Raw genomic sequence first — 18,681 nt, forward strand, 5'->3', positions numbered from 1 at the left:
TGGTACGGTCTAACTAGTGCTACCAAGCGGTTACTTGATAGTGATGCCCAGGGTGTTAGCCACTCGGTTCCCCACCCCGGCACTCTGGTTCACCTGAATCACTCCTCGGCTGCCTGTGAAGGCCTGGTCGCTTGTCACGACCTGGCGGCTGCCAGTGGTGGGGGTGAGCCCTGAGTCGGTTGCCAGCGTCGTCGTGTTCTGTTGCAACAGGACGCTGTCGTCGATGCTTTGCGGGCCAGGGTTGACGCTGATCCGCACGGCATTGACTAATTGGTTATTGGCCCCGGCGGACTGGTTGATGCCCAACATGCCGTTGCCATTACTGAAAGAAGTGCCCTCGATCGCCGCTTTGGCGTTCAGGGAAGGGTCGACCTTGCCGTCCATTCTCTGGATATTGCTGGTGGTCGCCTGGCCGCCGAGCGCGACGGCGCGGTTGTTGGCGGTCTGCTGCTGGTTGCCTGCGGCCTGGTTGATCATCAGGTTGCCGCGGTAGGCTTTACCGCTGTTATTGATCACGGCGGTGTTGTCGGCCATGGCCGAGGCGCTGGTGAGCAGGGCGAGAAGGAGCAGAGAACGTTTCATTATTTGCCCCCCATCATGCTGCCGATGTTATTCAGGGGCGCCAGGCCACGCTGGATCGAATCGCTAATCTGCCCCCCCATGCTGCCACTGCCTCCGGAGCGGCTGGCGGCTGCGCCGGCGCCCAACGTGGACATGCTGTTCTGGGTGGCACTCAAGCCGGAGAGGTTGCCGTTAGGCTGGATGGCGCGGGTGATACTCAAGCCGCTGCTGACGGCGCCGAAGTCTCGGTCGCTCAGTTCGCCCGATAGGGCGCCGAGGATGTCCCGGCTTGGATTGGCATTGGCGGTCTGGGGGTAAGGATCTGGACCAAACGAAGACCGACCGTACATATGTCCCTGTACGTCGCGCCCGGTGACGATCACGCCGTCACCCGCATGGCTCGGAACCACGATGCTGGCGCTGAGTACACAGCTGATCAGCAGTACGTTCATCGAACCTTGAGTGAGTGTATTCACGGCGGCATTCCTTATTCTTCGCGCTGACCCTAAACAGCGCTGTAAGGGATAGAGCAGAAGCCGTGCCGCTTTTTATTTTGTTTGGTTATTCAAGGAGTTGAAGACGTCGATGGGCAAAGTGATAGCAGCGCTGTTTCAGGAATGAAACAACGCCCCGGCCATTCACAGCTACCCAGCCACTGCGCAAACGCTTCACTCGGTTGTATCAGCGCTGTAACACCGCCCATGGCAAAACGATGAATCCGCTGTGCACGGGCGCTTCAGGGCAAGGACGTGTTAAAAAAACGGACACTTCAGGCATGACAAAGCCCACAACGGTGGGCAGAGGCTCAGCCCTTGGGCGCTTTACGCGGAATGGCGTTGAGTACGGGGTTTCCGTCCTGGTTCTGGGTCAGGTAGACCGGCAAAACCTTTGGCAGGGAGGCAATGAGGTGGTTGACCTCACTGATGTTGTAGATGCCACCGATGCGGATCGCCCCGGTGTTGGCGTCGGCCAGCATCACCGGTTTGGTGAGGTAGCGGTTGATCAACGGCAACGCGTCGACCAGCGCCAGGTTGTCGAGGATCAGTTTGCCCTGGCGCCAGGCCAGGGCGGTGTCATCAGGGCTGATCGTCCGCACGCGGGGCGTGGCATCACCCTGTTGGTAACTGGCCTGCATGCCGGGCGTCAGGGGCACGCTGCCGTGGACCTGGTCGCTGGCAATCTGCACTGAGCCTTCCAGCAACATCACCCGTACCTGGTCTTCGTATTTCCAGACGTTGAACTGGGTGCCCGTCACCCGAACCTGGCCAGCGCCAGCGTGCACGATAAAGGGATGGGCGCTGTCATGGCTGACTTTGAAGAACGCTTCGCCCTTTTTCAGCGTGACCCGGCGCTGGTCCTTGTAGTTGCTGTAGACCAACTCGGTGCCCAGGTTGAGTTCCACCTGGCTGCCATCACCCAGGGTCACCTGGCGCAAACCATTGGCAGCTTCGAAGCGCTCGTAGGAACTGGGCAGCCAACCAGCTTCCCAACCCGTGAAGGCTGCCAGGGGCAGGGCGACCAGGCAGATCGCCGCCGCCACGGCGTAGGTGCGCACGCGACTGCGGGGCTTGAATGGCACCACCACCGGCGTGGGTTCGTGGCGGGGGAGGTGGTCGGCAACGTCCCAGATCTCCAGCATCGCCGCGTATTCAAAGGCATGCAGCGGGTGGGAATCGTGCCACTGTTCAAAAGCCTGGCGCTCGCTCGCCGTGCAATCACCCGCGTGCAGGCGCATGCACCAATGCGCGGCGGCGTCGGTGATGGCGTCATATTCGGCTTCTGAAAGGGACTTTTCGCTCATTAACTCATCCTGATTTCGCACATTCTAACCTCCCAGGGTGGACGGCGAGAACAGCCATCATGGCGATTGCACATCAATTGGAACTTATTCTCGTTTGGAAATACCTAAACGATTCAGGACATTCCCACAATGGAGAACGAAAATGCTGAAGAAAACCTTACTCGCCCTGTGTGCAACTTCCGCGCTGCTCAGTGCCGGTGCCGCCCTGGCCGATAAACCGGGGGCAGGCTGGATCACCATCGAGAAGGCGATTGAAGTCGCCAAGACCAAGGCCGGTTATGTCGAGGTGTATGCCGCCGAGGCCGATGACAATGGCTATTGGGAAGTCAAAGGGCGCAAGTCCGACGGCACGGTGTATGAAGCGCGTATCGATGGTGCGTCGGGCAACATCCTGCGTGACCAGAAAGACTGATACCCCCTCGGGGGCCTGTTCAGGCCCCCGGATCCAACTGCCGGCCCAGATGGGTAATCAAAAAGGTCACTGAGTCGGCATTGGCCAGGATGATGTCCAGTCGACGGTCGGCATTGCTCATGAACGTTTGCCTGGCCTCGTTCAACGTGCTGGCGCCGGTGAGGCGCAGTATCTTGTTACGAGTTTCGGCCTCTTGGGTTTGGCCTAAATCCTCCCACGCGCCAGTGAGTTCGTTCTTGATCTTGAACAGCATGGTTGCAGGTGTGAGTACCGAGAGTGCGGTTGTCTGCAGGGTATGTTGGCTTGTGTAAAAGCTCTTGCCTTGGGCAGTCGTGCGATTGATCAGGTCCGCGAACGGGAGCATGGAATTCAAGTAGGCAATGTCTTCCGTGCGCGAAACAATGTGGCTGATCTCATGAATCAGAGTGGCTGCTCGTGCGTGATCTTCAAGGTCAAACGGTACATCAATGTATGGCTGGTAGACCAACGTACCCGTCTTGAAAAAAGGTTCCATCAAATAGATTTTTTTCTCTGCGTCGTCGTCAAGCGTGAATGCGACTGCGCCATCTCTGCTTGAGCGCGCTTTTCCGTAGACGAATCGGCTTGAGTCCATTTTTATCAGGTCTGGCTGGAGCAACCCGTCCATGATCTCTTTGATTCGATCTTGTATTTTTGTGACTTGCGTCGGGTTGAAGTTGAACACGCCAAACATCTCGGTCAGAAAACGGCCGACCCTCGAGTTGGGATCGCGTTGCAGGGCAAACAATGTCAAGTTGCGTTGGCAGGTGTTGGTGTAATACAGCGCAGCGGTGAGCGCCCGGTCAATGGCAAGCCCTTTGTCAAAGCTCAGGCCACGAATGGCTGGCATGCCTACTGCTTCAATATTGATGGAGTCGCGCTCGGCTCTCCGGGTCTTCATGCGCGACCACGCCGGGCCAAAGCGTGGGTGACCCTTGGACAGATCCAACACCCATTGGCCTTGGGCGTTACGCTCGACAAAAGGCCCCAACTCCGTTGGAAGGCTTACGCGCCAGTATTCACCACTGCGTGCAACCGGGTAGACCCGGCCCGCCACTGGCACATAGCTGCGATGGGCGACGGGTTGGGTATACACATGGCTGCTTGAATCCAAACGCAAGTCTTTGAGTGCCACCGCCACGTTTTCAAAACGTCGCATCCACGTGCGCAGGGGGTCCGTGACGTCCAGGGTTGCAATGGTGGTGGCGGGTTCAGGGCCCTTTGCTGTGTCGGGGTCTGCAGGCGTGCTGGCGGATGGCAGCAGCTCGTCTAAAGGGTGGCGCAACGATGCCAGCGTCGCCACGCCCTGGATAAACGTGCGCAAGCCTTCGCCAAAATGCTGATCTTGCAAAGCGTTGGCTGAAGCCCAGAACAGCTTGAAGCTTTTCCATATCACCATCGGGTATTTAAGTTTGCCTGCAACAAATTGCTGTGCCATGGGAAGGCCTTTACGCAACAGGTTGGTGACGGCACTCCACTGTTCCTTGCCGTTACGTTCGAACTGGCAGGCGAGCATTTTCAGTAGTTGGTCGGCATTGTCCTGGAACATATGCAGCAGGATATTGCCCCGAGTTGGATTCGAAGCCAGCGTGACTTCTTTCGGTTTTTCTTTTTTTTGTTCCTCGCCCGCCGATTGTTTGAACAGATCGCGGTACGTCGCCTGCTGCGGTCCGCCCAGTTGTTGGAGGATCCACTCCTGCAGCGGGCCTGGGGTGTAGATGTCCGCCAGCAGTTTTTCCTCGCTGCCATACTCCTTCAGTATGTTGAATGGCGCATACGGTGCGTAAAGCACCAACGGGCCGGTGGCGTTAGCCGCAGGGCCTATCACGTGCACGCCGAGTGCCTTTGCGGGGGTCGCTCCTGGCTTGGCGATCAGTTCCAGGGGGCGGATCATTGCGGTTGCGCCGCTGACGGCATCCCGCGCCACGGCGTCCGGCATATCGAAAATCTGCTGGATAAAGCCCCAGGCCGACGCGCTCAGGCGCCCGTCAAGTTTCTCTTCGTGGGCGTGGCGCAGCACTTGCCAGGGCAGTTGGCTGCAGAACAGATCGCGACGTTTTCGGGCATCGTCGGTGTCGGCGGTGAGGTGGGTGGTGAGCAGGTTGCGGAAGATTTTGCCAATGTCCAACTGGCGCACAATATTGACAATCGCACTGCCGTCCAGTGACTTCGGTAATGGGGTGGTGCCGCGTGCGCTGGGGGTGAGGTTGGCGGGCAGCAGGTCAGGCAAGTGGCGTAAGGCGAAGTCGGTCAGGCTTTGGGTATACCCATTCAACACCATCCGTGCGGGGATCAGGATGTTTTCCGGGTCTAGCAAGTCGTTCGGGAAATGTGCCTTGAGCAGGGCTTTCAAGGCCTCAGTGACATGTTCACGCAAAGTCGGCAGGCCGTGCAGGTAGTCCTGGTTGTCAGGGGCGCTGACGCGGTACTGTTCAAGCAACTCGGCATGCAGCAGTTGGTCTGCGGCCGAGGCCATGCCCAGCCACGCAGGCAGGCTTTGCTGTTGAATGATGGCATTGGCAATTGCCTTGGCCCTGCCGATGTTTGACGGTGCCGTCTGGCCCATCTCGTCGTCCAGGCGGTCCTGCAATTGCGTCGGTCCCAGCGGCATGGAGAGCCAGTTATCGATAGCGTCCAGGTGGTTGTCCAGGTTGCTGTACTGGCGATTGAGCAGCAAATGACTGTCGATACGGCGCAGGGGCCCCAGTTTGTAGCGCTGATGGGGAGGGCGAAGGCTGATAGGCAGGTTTTGCAACAACCCGGCGCGCCGGGTGGATTGCTTCAGGCGCTGTGTAAGTGTCGCGCGCAGGGCCGTCAGCGAGTCGAAGGGTTCATGGCCGTATTGAGGCGTCCACAAGACCACCTTGCCCGAGAGCTGCGGGTCAAGGCCGCCGCGCTCCGTCAACACGAAGCAGTTGGCCAGGCCCTTAGGGGTGTCGTGGTCACCGATAGTCACCGTCACTTCAAAGGCGTCCGGCAAGAACCCTTGCAGCCCATGGCGGTTGTCCCGGGTCATGCTGTCGGCGCGTAATACTGTATCAATGATCGCATGGTGGGCCGGGCTCAGGGTGTGGTTGAGCAACCGAAGGTCCGCCTCGCTACGCAACCCGAGCATCAAGCCTTTGACCATCTCGTCAGCGTGGGTTTTGAGGAAACGGCGGGGCAGCGTTCGGACATTGTGTCCCAGGAACTTGGATGTGATTTGCGTGATGATGTCATTGAAGATGCGGCTGTTAAGGGCGTTCCAGCTCAATGCCGCGCCTTCGCGACGGGCGCTGTAGAAACCGATGCGTGGCGTACTGCCTATTAGTCCGGCGGTGTTGGCGAGGCGTTGGATAAAGTGCTCGACCATATTCACCGATGACTCCGGCAGGCGCTCCTCCCTTTCCTGCGCTTCGGTAGCATAGGTATTGACATACACGTCGCTGGCATCCAGGCCCAAATAACGTTTTTTCATCTCGTCATTCAGAGCCTTCGTGGCCAGGCTGCGCAGGGTCGGGTGCTTGGCCCGATGCTTGAGCAAGGTTTTTTCCTGGGCTTGCAGGGCCTGCAGTTGCAGTTTGGCGCGCTCGGCCTGCACGGTCGAAGGCCGGCCATTGTCACTGCTGATCGGATGCAGGCTCCAGCGCCCTTGGGCGTCGAGGTCCAGCAGGCGACTGTCCAGCATAGGGCGTATATCCAGCGAGCTGTCGAGCAATGCGGTCAAATCCACGGTGCCATTGCTGCGGCGAAACACCGTGAGTGCGTGCTCCAGGTTGCTCAAGAGCTTGTCGTAAATCCCCTTGACCATGTCTTCAAATATACCGCCTTCCACCGCTTGCCCACGGACCTGCGCATCGCGCATGGTGAGATACGCGCTGCGCTCCTCCATGGACAGGAAGTTCGACAACTCGTCCTTATGCCCGGCGGCCTTGAGCATGCTCAGCAGGGTGTCGTTCAGATCGACAACGTCCTTGAACACTTGCAAGCCCTGTGACTGGCTGTACAGGTAGGCATGTTTGTCAGTGACCAGTAGGGTGGCGGCGAGCTCCACATAATGCTGGTAGGGCGCGTAAAACCTGATCTTTTCGAAGCGCAAGCTTTTGTCCCAAGCGCTTCGTGCCGCCTGGTCTGGAAGAAACACGGCGAGCAGACGGTGAGCCTCCTCCGAGGACAGCGCGTGACTTCCAGCCTGGCGCATAAACAGCATTTGTGCGCGTAGTTTGTCGCTCATTACCTGAGTGAACAGCTCCATGCGCGATTGTTGCGCACCCGAAGGACCTTTATCGATGGGTGTGTTCCACCAGGTATTGAGCTGCGCGCCGAGTAATTTAGACAGGAGACTGGCGCCTAGCTGAACCAACTTCTCCCAGTTAGCCAGGTCTTTTTTACGCTGGGCTGCGGTAAAACCGCTGGTGTCATGCTTGGGGGTGACGAAAGTGCGTGTACGATCTGCGGGCCATGCGTTCTTGGCGTAATACTCAAGAAAGGTTTCAAAAAGGCTGGCCGAGCCTATCCAGCGGGGCACGCCGTTATCGTTGTCCGGCGTTGATGGCATGAAGCTGTTGACCCGAGTGTCTTCAAGATTGAGGCCGCGAATACCGGGGATCGTCATACCCATGGAGCCAAGCGCTACGCCGAGCATTTCGGGTAGCTTAGGGAGGGTGCGTAACTCTTTTAGCACGCGCTGTAGATCCATGGCCTGATTGGCCCTGATGGCTTGTTCCTGGGCTTCGAATACAGCGTATTTGATCGTGGCAGTGGTGAGGGTAAAGGGGGTGTCATGGGTAAGTTCATTGCGTTGCTCGATTGATAAAAAATGTTTTAAATCAATGCATAACAACGGATTTCTCAAGCGTCGCGTGATCTCTGCCAGGCAACCGTCACGCTGGTCGAAAACCTCGATTCCGGCGTAAGGGGTGTACAGCACGGTTTTTTTGCCCTCAGGGCTTGCGCTCATCATGAGCGTTCCGGCCAGTGCAATGTCGGGCTTGCGGGGTCTTTGCAATAGAAGCGTTTCCACGATCATTGGCGTGTCGCGGTCCTGGCGCGCACTATCGCTGGGGACAAAGAGGGTTCCCAGCCAGTTGACATCCTTGAGGGTCAAGCCGAGTAAACGCTCTCGGTCGGTGGGCTGCGTTCTTGTAGTCGAGCCTAGGTACTCATCGAAAAAATAGGGGGGGCTTACGTGTGTCATGGGCTGCTCTCTGCTTGCACCGGGGGCTGGCGCGGAAATGAGCATCACGTTAAGCGGCGGCGAGGCTGTGGTTGCGGTAGATAGCTGGTGCAAAAACGAGCGGTCCGGCAAAGTCGATTGACAGCATGCCGAGGCCGCGTTGTTTAATCACAGGCTTAGTTTCTCGTCTTGTCGCCCCTTCCAATCATAATTCGGAGCTTCAGATGTCTACGCCGTCCAAGGTCAGTGAAGGTTCCAGTGTCTCTATAGGCTTCAGTACGCTGGTAGCCTTGCTGCAACAAGTGTTCGTGCGCCATGGCACCTCGCCGGAGGTGGCGGCCATCCTTGCCAATAACTGCGCCAGCGCCGAGCGTGACGGCGCCCACAGCCACGGCATTTTCCGTATTCCTGGCTATATCAGCACGCTGGCCAGTGGCTGGGTCAATGGCTGCGCCGTCCCCCAGGTCACGGATGTTGCGTCAGGGTTCCTGCGGGTGGATGCCGGTAATGGCTTTGCCCAGCCGGCGCTGGAAGCTGCCCGACCATTGTTGGTGGAAAAAGCCCGTAGCGCCGGTATTGCGCTGTTGGCGATCCACAACTCCCATCACTTTGCGGCCTTGTGGCCAGACGTCGAGCCCTTCGCTGAACAAGGGTTGGTGGCGTTGAGCGTGGTCAACAGCATGACCTGCGTGGTGCCCCATGGCGCCGACCGTCCGTTGTTTGGCACTAACCCGATTGCCTTCGCCGCACCCCGCGCCGACGGCTTGCCCATTGTGTTCGACCTGGCCACCAGTGCCATCGCCCATGGCGACGTGCAGATTGCCGCACGCAAGGGCGAGCGTCTTCCGCCGGGCATGGGCGTGGATGGCTTGGGCCAGCCGACGCAAGACCCCAAGGCCATTCTCGAGGGTGGCGCGCTGTTGCCATTTGGCGGGCACAAGGGCTCGGCGTTGTCGATGATGGTCGAATTACTGGCAGCGGCACTGACGGGAGGCAACTTCTCGTTTGAGTTCAATTGGGCCGATCATCCGGGGGCGCGTACGCCTTGGACTGGCCAACTGCTGATCGTCATCGACCCCAGCAAAACCAGCGGTCAGGTGTTTGCCGAGCGCAGCCAAGAGCTGGTGCGGCAGATGCATGCGGCGGGGTTGCGGCGGTTACCGGGGGATCGTCGGCATCGCGCCAGGGCGAGGGCCGAGCAGGAAGGGATAGTGGTAAACGCTGACGAATTACAGCACTTGCGCGACCTGGCAAACGCCTAAAAAGGGCTGCGCGCTGGGCGCAGCCTTTTGTACTCAGTTGCGACGACCCAGCAACAGGCCGACCACCAGGCCAAAACCTGCGGAAATCGCCACGGTCTGCCAAGGGTGGCCACCGATATAGGTTTCGGTGGCGTCCACCACCGGCTTGCTGCGTTCGCGTACGCTGGAGACCGAGTCCAGGGCCTGCTTGAGCTTGATGGCGACCTGTTCGCGCAGGGTCTCGCCTTCTTCGCCTACCAGGGAGGCGCTGCTTTTGAGCAATTTGTCCGATTCTTCGATCAGCGCCGTCAGTTCACTGAATGCTTGATCCTTGATTTGATCTTCGACGGCTTGGGCGGCAGATTTGCGGGCCATTGTGTGACTCCTTGCAGGTGAATGTGACAGTGAACAATGGAGTGTCGGGCGACGGCAAAAGTTGCAGTTTTTTTGCCGTTGCCCGGTCTTGAGCAAAATCCGAATCAGGAAATTTCAACCTACAGTGTAAGATGTCGCCTATTTGTGCAGCAGGTAAATCAACATGAGCTTCAATCTCGCCAACAAGACCCTCGCCGAACGCGCCGAGCTGGAAGATGAAAAGTCCCGCCTCTACGACCTGTGGCAAACCAACCTGGGCAAGGCCAAGGGCGAGGCCGCACGTTTGTTCGGTGAACGCGCCAAGCGCAAAGGCAAGTGGGCCGAGTGGGTGCGTGCGGAGCTGGACGGCATGTCGCCGCCGGAGTTTTCCAACATGGTGCGCAGTGAAGTCAACAAGTTGATGGCGGCCGCTAAGTAACGCTCGCGACAATCGCTTCACGCACTTTCAGCAGCAGCGGATCGAGCTGCGCCTGGGTGCGCCAGCCCAACTCCACCGGGTAGCGCGGCAGCGCCAGTGGGCAAGCCAGTACCCGCAAGCCGGTCATCGCGCCGATGGCCTCGGCGGCGTGACCGGGAATGGTCGCCACCGCCTGGCTGCCCTTGAGCAGAAAAGGCAGCGCAGCAAAGTGGCTGGTGGACGCACACACCTGGCGGCTCAGCCCTTGCGCCGCCAAACCCTCGTCAGTGATCCCGATAAACCCGCCGGACGACACCAGCACATGCTTGCGTGCGACGAACTCGTCCAGGCTGATGCTGGCCTGGTCCGAATCCATAAGGCAACGGTAGTCGCCTTCTCCCAGCACGCGGCGGCTCAGTCGGCCGTGGGCAAAACCACCGGCGGTGATCGCCAGGTCCAGGGTGCGGTCGAGCAGGGCGCCTGCGACGATCTGGCTATGAGTCTGACGGAAGATCACCCGCAGCTTCGGTGCCCGTCGTGCAATTTCTTCGATGAGACGGCGCCCGTAGGCAATCTCGAAATCGTCCGACAGCCCCAGCACTACGGAGCGCCCCTGATAGTGCTGATTGTTCGGGTCGACCATGGCCAGGCTCTGCCGACAGCGATCCAGTGCCTCACTGATCAGCGGTTTCAATTGGTTGGCCCGCAAGGTCGGCGCCAGTCCACGCCCGGTGCGCACGAACAATTGATCGCCATACACCTCGCGCAAGCGCCGCAAGCCTGCGCTGATGGCCGATTGCGTCACGCCCAGGCGCAAGGCCGCGCGGCTGGCGCTGGACTCGTCATGCAGGGCCTCGAAGGTTTTCAGCAGGTTGAGATCGACCTGGGCGATATTGATATGGTTCATATCATTCAGCACTGAAGTGGGCTTTATTCATGATCGAGGCTGGCGGGAGAATGGGCAACCCCTGACTTTGGAGTGATCGTGATGCCTGTTTCTACCGTGGCTGCGTTGCAAATCGGTTCCTTGCCTGGCGGCAAGGCTGAAACCCTGGCGCAAATACTGGGCTATGAAGACGAAATCGCCCGTAGCGCTGCGCAATTGGTGGTCATGCCGGAGGCGTTGCTCGGTGGCTATCCCAAGGGCGAAGGGTTCGGCACGCAACTGGGTTACCGCCTGCCGGAAGGGCGTGAAGCCTTTGCCCGCTATTTTGCCAATGCTATCGATGTGCCAGGCCCTGAAACGCAAGCACTGGCCGGGCTGTCGGCACGCACCGGCGCCAGCCTGGTTCTCGGCGTAATCGAGCGCAGCGGTAGCACGCTGTACTGCACCGTGTTGTATTTCGAACCCACGGACGGCCTGGTGGCCAAGCACCGCAAGTTGATGCCCACCGGCACCGAACGGCTGATCTGGGGCAAGGGCGACGGCTCGACCCTGCCGGTGATCGATACGGCTGTGGGACGTGTCGGCGGCGCCGTGTGCTGGGAAAACATGATGCCGTTGCTGCGCACGGCGATGTACGCCAAGGGCGTGGAGGTGTGGTGCGCGCCGACGGTGGACGAGCGTGAGATGTGGCAGGTGAGCATGCGCCATGTGGCCCATGAAGGGCGCTGTTTTGTGGTGAGTGCGTGCCAGGTGCAGGCGTCGCCCGAGGCGCTGGGCGTGGAGGTGGCCAATTGGCCGGCGCAAAGGCCGTTGATTGCCGGTGGCAGTGTGATTGTCGGGCCGATGGGCGATGTATTGGCCGGGCCGTTGGTGGGCGAGGCGGGGTTGTTGACCGCACAGATCGATACCGATGAGCTGGTGCGGGCGCGGTATGACTATGACGTGGTGGGGCACTATGCCCGGCCGGATGTGTTTGAGTTGGTCGTAGACGAACGCGAAAAGCCCGGAGTCCGCTTCATCACTGACTGAAACAGGGATTAAAAATGTGGGAGCTGGCTTGTCGGGCCGCCGCATCGCTGCGATAGCGGAGCATCAGCCTCGGATGTGCAAGCTGACACACTGCTATCGCAGGCAAGCCAGCTCCCACATTGGTTTTCATCGGCTGGGGGATTTGGATTTCAGCCACTCTGCACGTGTCATTTCCCAAATGTCCCGTGGGAAGGTGCCTTCAACAAACTCGCCTTCATCCGTCCTGATCAACCGCATCCCCTCACGCTCGGAAATCCGCCGCGACCCCAAGTTGGGCGCCGCCTTGGGCACCCGCAACAACGGCCGCTCCAGCACGCCAAACCAATAGTCGGTCACCGCTGCGCTGGCCTCGCTCATCATCCCTTGCCCCTGCCACTGCGGGCCAAGCCAGAACCCTCGGTTGTTATCCACTTCATCCATCAAGCTGACATTGCCAATCAACTGCTCCGGTGCGCTTTTCAGGCGGATCGACCAGTGCCATTCCCCGCCCCGAGCCATGGCCGGCAGAGCGACGTGTTGCAAGTAGTCGCGGGCGCCGTCGGCCGGGTAGGGCCAGGGCACCAGGGCGTTGAGGTAGCGCACCACATCCCAATGGGGGAACTGCTGCTGGATGCCCTCGGCGTCATCCAGGGTCAGTGGGCGCAGGATCAGGCGTTCGGTGAACAAGGTGGGTTGCATGGCATTTACCAGGTGGCGGTGTTCGGCAGGTCGAGGGTGCCACGGTCTACGAAGCGCATGGTGCCAAACAGCCCACCCGCCAATTTGCCGCGCAACACGTAGGGCAGGTTGTTCAAACTCTGGGTCTGGCTCAGGCCCAGGGTCTGACGCAACACGGAAAATGCCGAAACGCTGACGGGAACCATCAGGACAGTCTCGGAAAAGCGCGGGATGCTCCCGGCCTGATCACTCACTCCCGACGCCAACGGCCGACCATTGACCTCCAGGTCCAGGGCCACGCCGTTGTAGTCGATTGCCGTTTCATTGGGGTTCTGCACCCGCAGTTTCACGGCGAAGCGCACTTCCAGGTCCTGGCTTTGCAGGGGCTCGATGCCCACCACGTTGATGTTTACCGGGTCGCGGTTGGGGAACAGCGCGCAGGCGCTCAGGGTCAGCAGCAACAGCGATAGAACCATGAGCTTGCGCATAAAAAGTGTCCCTTATGTCGTGACGTCCGGGTCCTGCATCACTTTGAGGGTAGAGGACTCCGGATCAAATTCATCTTCTTCCAGCTCTATGAACTCTTCCGGCAGGAAAATGTTCAGCAGGATTGCACAGAAAGCCCCCACGGTGATCGGCGATTCGAAGATGTTGTGCAGCGCCTTGGGCAGGTCGCGCAGCACTTCCGGTACGGCGGCCACGCCCAGGCCCATGCCCAGGGAGATCGCCACAATCAGCACGTTACGGCGGTGCAGCCCGGCTTCGGCGAGGATCTTGATACCCGCCACCGCCACGGTGCCGAACATGATCAGGGTCGCGCCACCCAGCACCGGCTTGGGCATCAGTTGCAACACCGCGCCAATCATCGGGAACAGCCCCAGCAACACCAGCAGGCCGGCGATGAAGTACGCCACGTAGCGGCTGGCCACGCCGGTCAGTTGGATCACGCCGTTATTCTGGGCAAAGGTCACCATCGGCAGGCTGTTGAAGGTGGCCGCCATTGCCGAGTTGAGGCCGTCGGCCAGCAGGCCCGACTTGATGCGCTTGATGTACAGCGGGCCCTTGACCGGCTGCTGGGAAATCATCGAGTTGGCGGTCAAGTCACCGGCCGCTTCCAACGGCGAAATCAGGAAGATCACCGCCACCGGGATAAACGCCACCCAGTCGAACGAAAACCCGTACTTGAACGGCACCGGCACACTGATCAACGGCACGTGCGGCAACGCCGCCATGTCTACGCGGCCGATCATCCAGGCCACCACAAAGCCCAGGGTCAGGCCGATGACGATGGAGCCCAGGCGCAGGAACGGGTTGCTGAAGCGGTTGAGGACGACGATGGTCAGCAGCACCAAGGCCGCCAGGCCCATGTTGGCGGCCGCGCCGAGGTCCTGGGCGCCATAGCCGCCGGCCATGTCGGTGACCGCGACCTTGATCAGTGACAAGCCCATCAGGGTAATGATGGTACCGGTGACCACCGGGGTGATCAGCATGCGCAGCTTGCCGATGAACTGGCTCAGCACCACCTCGATAAACGCGGCGAAAAAGCAGATACCAAAGATCGTCGAGAGAATCTCATCGGTGCCGCCACCACGCGCCTTGACCATAAACCCGGCGCTGAGGATCACGCTGATAAACGAAAAACTGGTGCCCTGCAGGCACAACAGTCCGGAACCGATCGGGCCGAACTTGCGTGCCTGCACAAAGGTGCCGAGCCCCGACACAAACAGCGCCATGCTCACCAGATACGGCACTTCGCTTTCCAGGCCCAGCACGCCGCCGACGATCAGCGTGGGCGTGATGATCCCGACAAAACTCGCCAGCACATGCTGCAGCGCGGCAAAAATCGCGGCGGTGAAGTGGGGGCGGTCTTCCAGGCCGTAGATCAGGTCGGATTTATAGCGCGGGCGGGGGGCTTGAGCGTCAGACAAAATACGGGCTCGGGTCAGAAAATGGAGGCGCAGGATGCCAGAAACTGCCGGTCGTCAGAAGTGTAAAAAAATATTTATGGAGGACCTGTGGGAAACCCCAGGCCCTGCCGATATCGAGGATAGGCCCACATACCAACGATAACAGTGGTGACCAAAGGTTAGAACGGCGCGTTGACGTCGACTGATCGTTTCGCGGCAGGGACGCTCGCAAACACTACTTCTGAGAGCTCCCCCTATGTCCCTCCGTCAACTGAATATTGCCCCACGAGCGTTTCTCGGTTTCGCGTTCATTGCATTGTTAGTGATTTTATTGGGGGTGTTTGCGGTCAACCGCATGACGCAGATCCGGCAGTCTTCGGTGGACATGAGTGCCAACCAGGTGCCCAGCGTGACGTCGCTGGGCGTTATCACGGAAAACGTACTGCGCCTGCGTATCCTGTCGTTCCGTGTGTTGATCAACCGTGAGCCTGCCAGCCTGCAAGAAGCCGAAACGCGCATGGGCGTGCTCGCCGACAAGGTCAAGACGGCCCAGGCCACGTACGCTGCGCTGCCGGCCGGCCCGGAGGAGACTGCGCTTTACAAGACGTTTGTGGTCACCCTGGACAACTACTTCAAGGCCCAGGCCGACATGCTGGCACTGTCCAGGCAGGGCAACCTCGATGACATGCGTGCCTTGATCAACACGCGCATCAAGGACGGCACTGACCAGATGGGCGAGCAGTTGAATAAGCTCATCGCCATCAACGCGGCGGATGCCAAGACCGCCGACGCTGAAGCCGGGCAAAGTTACGACGGCGCCATCACGGGCGTGATTGCGGTCTCGGTCGCTGCCGCGCTGCTGACCGTGCTGTTGGCCTGGTTGTTGACGCGCAGCATCGTCACGCCGCTGCGCAAAGCCGTGGAAGTCGCAGAAACCATCGCCAGCGGTAACCTGAGCAAAACCATCGAAGACGACGGCAAGGACGAACCCGCCCGCCTGCTCGGCGCCCTGGCCGCGATGCAGGCCAACCTGCGCCAGACCATCCAGCACATCGCCGGCTCCGCGACGCAGCTTGCTTCAGCGGCGGAAGAGTTGAGCGCGGTCACCGAAGAAGCCTCCAAAGGCTTGCAGCAGCAGAACAACGAAATCGACCAGGCCGCCACGGCGGTCAACGAGATGACGGCGGCGGTGGAAGAAGTGGCGCGCAACGCGGTCTCCACCTCTGAGGCCTCGACCCAGTCCAACCAGGCCGCCCGTGAAGGCCGCGACCGCGTGGTGGAAACCGTCGGTGCGATCCAGACCATGACCCAGGACGTACAAAACACCGCCGCGATGATCGAAGGCTTGGCCACCCAAGGCCGCGATATCGGCAAAGTGCTGGACGTGATCCGCGCGATTGCCGAGCAGACCAACCTGCTGGCGCTTAACGCCGCTATCGAGGCGGCGCGTGCCGGTGAAGCCGGGCGGGGTTTTGCGGTGGTGGCCGACGAAGTGCGCGCACTGGCCCATCGCACCGCGCAGTCGACCCAGGAGATCGAGAAAATGGTCGCCGGCATCCAGAACGGCACCGGTGAAGCCGTGCAGTCGATGCAGCAGAGCAACCAGCGCACCCAGGACACCCTGGAAATGGCCCGCGCCGCCGGTGTGGCCCTGGAGCAGATCACCCAATCCATCAGCCTGATCAACGAACGCAACCTCGTCATCGCCAGTGCGTCGGAAGAACAGGCCCAAGTCTCCCGCGAAGTGGACCGCAACCTCGTCAACATCCGCGACCTGGCGACCCAGTCGGCGGCGGGTGCCAACCAGACCAGCGCGGCCAGCCATGAACTGTCGCGCCTGGCGGTGGATTTGAATGGGATGGTGGCGCGGTTCGTTATCTGAATGCGTCAGGAACCTGCTTTTTGTAGTGAGCGGGCTTGCCCCGCGCGAGGCAAGCTCGCTCACTACAGTAGGATCAGTGTTTCCACGCTGCTGCATTCACAAGGTTCTTTGGCCTTTCCCCGGCCAACGCCTGCAACAGATTATCCACCGCACATTTGGCCATGGCCTCCCGCGTCTCATGGGTGGCCGAACCGATATGCGGTGTCGCCACCACGTTGTTCAAACGCAACAACGGCGAGTCGTGATCCAGCGGCTCCTTCTCAAACACATCCAACCCCGCCGCCCGAATGGTGCGCTGTTGCAGCGCCTCCACCAGCGCTGCTTCATCCACCACTTTGCCCCGCGAAATGTTGATGAAGATCGTCTCCGGGCCCATCAGCGCGAACTGTTCGGCGCCAATCAATTTCTCGGTTTCGGCGGTGAGCGGCAAGGTCAGGCAAACAAAGTCGGCCTGTTGCAGCAAGTCGTTCAGGCTGCGGTATTGCGCACCAAAACGCGCCTCCACCGCCGGCTTGGGCGAATGGCTGTGATAGATCACCGGCATGCCAAAGCCAAAATGCCCACGCTGGGCCAAGGCTTCACCGATGCGGCCCATGCCGATGATGCCCAGGGTCTTGCCATGCACGTCGCTGCCAAAATGCGCCGGGCCGATGTTTTTGTTCCACTGGCCGGCGCGCACCATATCGGCCAGTTCCACCACACGCCGGGCGGTGGCGAGGATGAGTGCAAAACCGGTGTCGGCGGTGGTTTCAGTGAGTACGTCGGGGGTGTTGCTGAGCAGGATACCGCGGGCGGTCAGGTAGTCGATGTCATAGTTGTCGACGCCAACCGACACGCTGGCCACGGCTTGCAACTGCGGCGCCAGGTCGAGCAGCTTGGCGTCCAAGCGCAGGCTGGCGCCCAGCAGGCCGTGGGCGCCGGGCAGGGCGTCGCGCAGTTTGGCCAGGCCGGTGTCGTCGAGTGCTTCAATCAAGGTGACATCGGCCTGTTCATGCAGGCGGGCCATCAGTGGCGCGGAGAGTTTCTTGTACAACACGACAGACTTTTTCATGCGGTCTTTACCTTCAATTCCAGGTGGGGCACCGGCGTGCGATCACTTGCGCCGGGCTTGAGAAAAATCGTCAGCACCACCGACAGCAGCAACGCGCCGCTCATCAGCAGGTACGAAGCGCCGGGCGAACCGGTGCTGCTATTGAGGTAGCCCACCAGGTACGAGCCGCCGAATGAACCCAGGGCCCCCATGCTGTTGATCAGCGCCATGGCACCCCCGGCGACGTTGGCCGGCAGGATCTCCGGGACAATCGCAAAAAACGGACCGTAGGGCGCGTACATGCAGGCCCCGGCGATCACCAGCAAGGTGTAGGACCACCAGAAGTGTTCGGCACCGAGCACGTAGGACGCATAGAAAGCAATCGAGGCAATCAGCAACGGCGGCCATACGAAACGTTTGCGCTTTTGCAGCTTGTCCGAGCCCCAGGACACGACCAGCATGCCAATCACCGCCGCCAGGTACGGCAGCGCCGACAGCCAGCCGGCCTCGACCATGTCCATCTGCAAGCCTTGCTTGAGGATCGACGGCAGCCACAGCACAAAGCCGTACACGCCGATGCTCCAGCAAAAGAATTGCAGGGCCAGGATGATCACCTTGGGTGAGCGGAAGGCTTCGGCGTAGTTCTTCACCGCCTTGATCCCGACTTGCTCGGCGGCCAGCGCGGTTTCCAGATCCTGTTTCTCAGTGTCGCTCAGCCACTTGGCATCTTTTGGACGCTCATCGGCCAGCTTCCACCAGATAAACGCCCACAGCACCGCCGGCAGGCCTTCGATGATAAACATCCAGCGCCAGCTGAAATGCTGCACCAGATAGCCCGACACCACCGACATCCACAGCATGGTTACCGGGTTGCCGAGGATCAGGAAGGTATTGGCGCGCGAGCGTTCGGCACGGGTGAACCAATGGCACAGGTACACCAGCATCGCCGGCATCACGGCGGCTTCGACCACGCCGAGCATGAAGCGGATCACGATCAGCATGTAGGCGTTGGACACCACGCCGGTCAGGGTGGCGAGGCCGCCCCACAGGATCAGGCTGACGAAGATCAGCTTCTTGACGCTGCGCTTTTGCGCGTAGATCGCCCCCGGTACCTGGAAGAAAAAGTAACCAAGGAAAAACAGCGCGCCCAGCAAGGACGACATGCCGGGGGTGATCATCAGGTCTTCGGCCATCCCGGAGGCTGCGGCGAAGCCGTAGTTGGCGCGGTCCAGGTACGCCAGGCTGTAGGTGATAAAAACGATGGGCATGATGTACCACCAACGGCGGGTGGCGAGTTTCACGGTGTCCATGGGGTTGCTCCTGAGCTTGT

16 protein-coding genes are annotated in these 18,681 nt (G+C 60.1%); 5 read left to right on the forward strand and 11 right to left on the reverse strand.

Features of this window, described 5'->3' with window-relative positions:
• Positions 1-30 precede the first annotated feature (30 nt).
• The 3 genes from OZ428_RS15110 to OZ428_RS15120 all read right to left on the reverse strand — a co-directional run bounded on the left by OZ428_RS15110 (position 31) and on the right by OZ428_RS15120 (position 2,362).
• Positions 31-582, reverse strand: coding sequence for an adhesin (locus tag OZ428_RS15110; RefSeq protein ID WP_269133919.1), 552 nt, complete (start codon positions 580-582; stop codon positions 31-33).
• On the reverse strand, positions 582-1,037 hold the full coding sequence (locus OZ428_RS15115; protein ID WP_269133920.1) for a hypothetical protein: 456 nt from the start codon (positions 1,035-1,037) through the stop codon (positions 582-584). The genes OZ428_RS15110 and OZ428_RS15115 overlap by 1 nt, the downstream gene beginning before the upstream one ends.
• 329 nt (positions 1,038-1,366) lie before the next feature.
• Entirely contained in the window at positions 1,367-2,362 is a 996-nt protein-coding gene (locus OZ428_RS15120; RefSeq protein WP_269133921.1) for a FecR family protein, read from the reverse strand.
• Positions 2,363-2,504: 142 nt separating this feature from the next.
• Between OZ428_RS15120 and OZ428_RS15125 the strand changes: the two genes are divergently transcribed.
• Positions 2,505-2,774 (forward strand): PepSY domain-containing protein, encoded by a 270-nt coding sequence (locus tag OZ428_RS15125; RefSeq protein WP_269133922.1) that lies wholly within the window; start codon positions 2,505-2,507, stop codon positions 2,772-2,774.
• 19 nt (positions 2,775-2,793) lie between these two features.
• Here OZ428_RS15125 and OZ428_RS15130 read toward each other — a convergent pair whose 3' ends face one another.
• Positions 2,794-7,734 carry a dermonecrotic toxin domain-containing protein gene (locus OZ428_RS15130; RefSeq protein ID WP_269133923.1) on the reverse strand — a complete coding sequence of 1,647 codons (4,941 nt, stop codon included), beginning with the start codon at positions 7,732-7,734 and terminating at the stop codon, positions 2,794-2,796.
• Between the two features lie 437 nt (positions 7,735-8,171).
• On the opposite strand from OZ428_RS15130, the gene OZ428_RS15135 reads away from it, so the two are divergent.
• Positions 8,172-9,209, forward strand: coding sequence for an Ldh family oxidoreductase (locus tag OZ428_RS15135; RefSeq protein WP_269133924.1), 1,038 nt, complete (start codon positions 8,172-8,174; stop codon positions 9,207-9,209).
• Between the two features lie 33 nt (positions 9,210-9,242).
• Here OZ428_RS15135 and OZ428_RS15140 read toward each other — a convergent pair whose 3' ends face one another.
• A complete protein-coding gene (locus tag OZ428_RS15140) occupies positions 9,243-9,563 on the reverse strand; it encodes a DUF883 family protein (RefSeq protein WP_269133925.1) in 321 nt (106 codons plus the stop codon).
• 163 nt (positions 9,564-9,726) lie between these two features.
• Between OZ428_RS15140 and OZ428_RS15145 the strand changes: the two genes are divergently transcribed.
• A complete protein-coding gene (locus tag OZ428_RS15145; protein WP_003190904.1) occupies positions 9,727-9,981 on the forward strand; it encodes a hypothetical protein in 255 nt (84 codons plus the stop codon).
• On the opposite strand, the gene OZ428_RS15150 is transcribed toward OZ428_RS15145, so the two are convergent.
• Positions 9,974-10,867 carry a LysR family transcriptional regulator gene (locus tag OZ428_RS15150; RefSeq protein WP_269133926.1) on the reverse strand — a complete coding sequence of 298 codons (894 nt, stop codon included), beginning with the start codon at positions 10,865-10,867 and terminating at the stop codon, positions 9,974-9,976. The two genes, OZ428_RS15145 and OZ428_RS15150, sit on opposite strands and share 8 nt — an antisense overlap.
• An 81-nt stretch (positions 10,868-10,948) precedes the next feature.
• Between OZ428_RS15150 and OZ428_RS15155 the strand changes: the two genes are divergently transcribed.
• A complete protein-coding gene (locus OZ428_RS15155; protein WP_269133928.1) occupies positions 10,949-11,875 on the forward strand; it encodes a carbon-nitrogen hydrolase family protein in 927 nt (308 codons plus the stop codon).
• Between the two features lie 126 nt (positions 11,876-12,001).
• Here the strand turns inward: OZ428_RS15155 and OZ428_RS15160 are convergent, their stop codons facing one another.
• The 3 genes from OZ428_RS15160 to OZ428_RS15170 are packed head-to-tail and all read right to left on the reverse strand — an operon-like array spanning position 12,002 to position 14,460.
• The gene (locus OZ428_RS15160; RefSeq protein WP_269133929.1) at positions 12,002-12,553 is read right to left on the reverse strand and encodes a GNAT family N-acetyltransferase; all 552 of its coding nucleotides are present in this window, start codon (positions 12,551-12,553) and stop codon (positions 12,002-12,004) included.
• A gap of 5 nt (positions 12,554-12,558) precedes the next feature.
• Positions 12,559-13,020, reverse strand: a complete 462-nt coding sequence (locus OZ428_RS15165; RefSeq protein ID WP_177075178.1) for an LEA type 2 family protein — start codon at positions 13,018-13,020, stop codon at positions 12,559-12,561.
• A gap of 12 nt (positions 13,021-13,032) precedes the next feature.
• Entirely contained in the window at positions 13,033-14,460 is a 1,428-nt protein-coding gene (locus tag OZ428_RS15170) for a nucleobase:cation symporter-2 family protein (RefSeq protein ID WP_269133930.1), read from the reverse strand.
• Between the two features lie 235 nt (positions 14,461-14,695).
• Between OZ428_RS15170 and OZ428_RS15175 the strand changes: the two genes are divergently transcribed.
• Positions 14,696-16,321 (forward strand): methyl-accepting chemotaxis protein, encoded by a 1,626-nt coding sequence (locus OZ428_RS15175; protein ID WP_269133931.1) that lies wholly within the window; start codon positions 14,696-14,698, stop codon positions 16,319-16,321.
• 73 nt (positions 16,322-16,394) lie between these two features.
• On the opposite strand, the gene OZ428_RS15180 is transcribed toward OZ428_RS15175, so the two are convergent.
• Complete coding sequence (locus OZ428_RS15180) at positions 16,395-17,372, reverse strand: 2-hydroxyacid dehydrogenase (protein WP_269133932.1); 978 nt, start codon at positions 17,370-17,372, stop codon at positions 16,395-16,397.
• Positions 17,369-18,661 (reverse strand): MFS transporter, encoded by a 1,293-nt coding sequence (locus OZ428_RS15185; protein WP_269133933.1) that lies wholly within the window; start codon positions 18,659-18,661, stop codon positions 17,369-17,371. Before OZ428_RS15185 ends, OZ428_RS15180 begins: the two co-directional genes overlap by 4 nt.
• Positions 18,662-18,681: the final 20 nt, after the last annotated feature.

Source organism: Pseudomonas sp. GXZC (genome assembly GCF_026967615.1).
GTDB lineage: Bacteria > Pseudomonadota > Gammaproteobacteria > Pseudomonadales > Pseudomonadaceae > Aquipseudomonas > Aquipseudomonas azotoformans_A.

Coding starts and splice junctions, on each gene's coding strand:
- OZ428_RS15120 (WP_269133921.1), bottom strand. CDS start 2,362: ATGAGCGAAAAGTCCCTTTCAGAAGCCGAATATGACGCCATCACCGAC.
- OZ428_RS15185 (WP_269133933.1), bottom strand. CDS start 18,661: ATGGACACCGTGAAACTCGCCACCCGCCGTTGGTGGTACATCATGCCC.
- OZ428_RS15150 (WP_269133926.1), bottom strand. CDS start 10,867: ATGAACCATATCAATATCGCCCAGGTCGATCTCAACCTGCTGAAAACC.
- OZ428_RS15165 (WP_177075178.1), bottom strand. CDS start 13,020: ATGCGCAAGCTCATGGTTCTATCGCTGTTGCTGCTGACCCTGAGCGCC.
- OZ428_RS15125 (WP_269133922.1), top strand. CDS start 2,505: ATGCTGAAGAAAACCTTACTCGCCCTGTGTGCAACTTCCGCGCTGCTC.
- OZ428_RS15160 (WP_269133929.1), bottom strand. CDS start 12,553: ATGCAACCCACCTTGTTCACCGAACGCCTGATCCTGCGCCCACTGACC.
- OZ428_RS15140 (WP_269133925.1), bottom strand. CDS start 9,563: ATGGCCCGCAAATCTGCCGCCCAAGCCGTCGAAGATCAAATCAAGGAT.
- OZ428_RS15110 (WP_269133919.1), bottom strand. CDS start 582: ATGAAACGTTCTCTGCTCCTTCTCGCCCTGCTCACCAGCGCCTCGGCC.
- OZ428_RS15155 (WP_269133928.1), top strand. CDS start 10,949: ATGCCTGTTTCTACCGTGGCTGCGTTGCAAATCGGTTCCTTGCCTGGC.
- OZ428_RS15135 (WP_269133924.1), top strand. CDS start 8,172: ATGTCTACGCCGTCCAAGGTCAGTGAAGGTTCCAGTGTCTCTATAGGC.
- OZ428_RS15175 (WP_269133931.1), top strand. CDS start 14,696: ATGTCCCTCCGTCAACTGAATATTGCCCCACGAGCGTTTCTCGGTTTC.
- OZ428_RS15145 (WP_003190904.1), top strand. CDS start 9,727: ATGAGCTTCAATCTCGCCAACAAGACCCTCGCCGAACGCGCCGAGCTG.
- OZ428_RS15180 (WP_269133932.1), bottom strand. CDS start 17,372: ATGAAAAAGTCTGTCGTGTTGTACAAGAAACTCTCCGCGCCACTGATG.
- OZ428_RS15130 (WP_269133923.1), bottom strand. CDS start 7,734: ATGATGAGCGCAAGCCCTGAGGGCAAAAAAACCGTGCTGTACACCCCT.